Origin of the sequence: Arthrobacter sp. I3 (assembly GCF_000520575.1) — a bacterium.
In the GTDB taxonomy this organism is placed as follows: Bacteria; Actinomycetota; Actinomycetes; order Actinomycetales; family Micrococcaceae; genus Arthrobacter; species Arthrobacter humicola_A.
Genome location: NZ_KI914911.1, coordinates 29,762 through 31,261 on the forward strand (window position 1 = coordinate 29,762; position 1,500 = coordinate 31,261).

Genomic DNA, 1,500 nt, shown 5'->3' on the forward strand with positions numbered 1-1,500 from the left:
CGTGGCCTCGGCCCGCCACTGGTCGGCCAGCTGGCGTGCCTTGGCGCCGTGGAAGCCGCTGCCGCGCGTTTCGGAGGTTTCTTCCACCACGGGGTCGATGTCCGGCAGCGGGCCGTCGGGATCGTAGCCCTGCAGCTCCCGGCCCCAGAACTGTTCGAGGTACGCGATGGCCTGCTGCGGGCCGATCTGCAGACTGCGGACCCAGGCCTTCTTCTCGAGGGCCTCCCGCGGCGTGGCGGCGAGGATGAACTCGCTGGCGGGCATGATCTTCACGTCCTGGGCGCCGCGGCCGGCCCGGAGGGTGCGCTCCACGATGTCGCGGCGGAACTCCAGGGCGTCATCGAGCTGCGGGTGCGCGGAAAAGATGACGTCCGCCTGCCGGGCGGCGAAGTCCCTGCCCTCAGGCGAATCCCCGGCCTGGAACAGCACCGGCCGGTACTGGGCGCTGCGCGGCAGCCGCGGGGTGACGTCGACGGTGTAGTGCCGGCCGGTGTGGCGCACCCGCCGGACCGAGCCCTCCGCCGACCACCACTCGGCGGAGGCTGAGCCCGCGACGGCGCCGTCGTCCCACGCGTCCCAGATCCGCTTGGCGGTTTCCACGAAGGCCTCGGCGTGGGTGTACCGGTCGGCGTGGTCCAGATAACCGCCGCGCCGGAAGTTGGCGCCGGTCCAGGCGTTGTCCGTGGTGACGATGTTCCAGGCGGCGCGGCCACCGGACAGCAGGTCCAGCGTGGAGAGCCGGTGCGCCAGGTCTGCGGGGTCGTTGTACGTGGTGTTCTGGGTTGCGACGAGCCCGATCTTGGTGGTCACCGCGGCCAAGGCGGCGAGGGCAGTCTGCGCGTCGGGACGGCCGGCGACGTCGAGCGCGTGCGGACGGCCAAGATGCTCGCGCAGCCGCAGGCCTTCGCCGAGGAAGAACGCCGCGAACAGGCCGCGCTCGGCGGTTTGGGCGACGCGCCGGAACGATTCGAAGTCGGTCTGGGAGCCGGATTCGGCCGCCTTCCAGACGGTTCCGGAGTTGACGCCCTGGAAGAACACGCCCAGCTGGATCTGACCCGAGGGGATGAACCCGGACGCGGTGAATTCAGCGGCGGGGTGGGTGCTGTGGCTCATGGTGGGCTCCTTAGTTTTCCGCGCCGGGGGCGCTGGATGCGGCGGCGTAGCGGCTGGCTGGCCGTGCCAGCCCCAGCTGATCGCGGAATGTGGCGTCCGGGCTGGTGGGGGCCAGGACCCCGCGCCGGCGCAGTTCGGGCAGCACCAGCCGCGTCAGTTCCTCAAGATCCGTGTCCAGCACGGCGGGGTGCAGGCGGACCCCTTCGGCCCAGGCCAGCACCTCGGTGAGCAGATCGGTAAGCCCGGCCGCCGAGCCGATGAACTGTGCGCGCGGGCTCTGCCACGGGGTGTGGCCGTTCAGTCCGGCCAGCCGCTCAGCGGCGGGCTGGCCGCGGGAGTCCAGCACGACGTCGAGCTCGGCGATCAGCGCAGGCCCGTCGCCGCCGG

At 72.1% G+C, this 1,500-nt stretch carries 1 protein-coding gene and 1 pseudogene; both read right to left on the reverse strand.

The window, feature by feature from the left end; translation table 11 throughout:
* Positions 1 to 1,113, reverse strand: a 1,113-nt coding sequence (locus tag Y706_RS23940; RefSeq protein ID WP_043435118.1) for an NtaA/DmoA family FMN-dependent monooxygenase, incomplete at its 3' end; no start/stop codon positions are given.
* Between the two features lie 10 nt (positions 1,114 to 1,123).
* Positions 1,124 to 1,500 (reverse strand): annotated as a pseudogene (locus Y706_RS27885) (nitrilotriacetate monooxygenase); the annotation flags it as partial.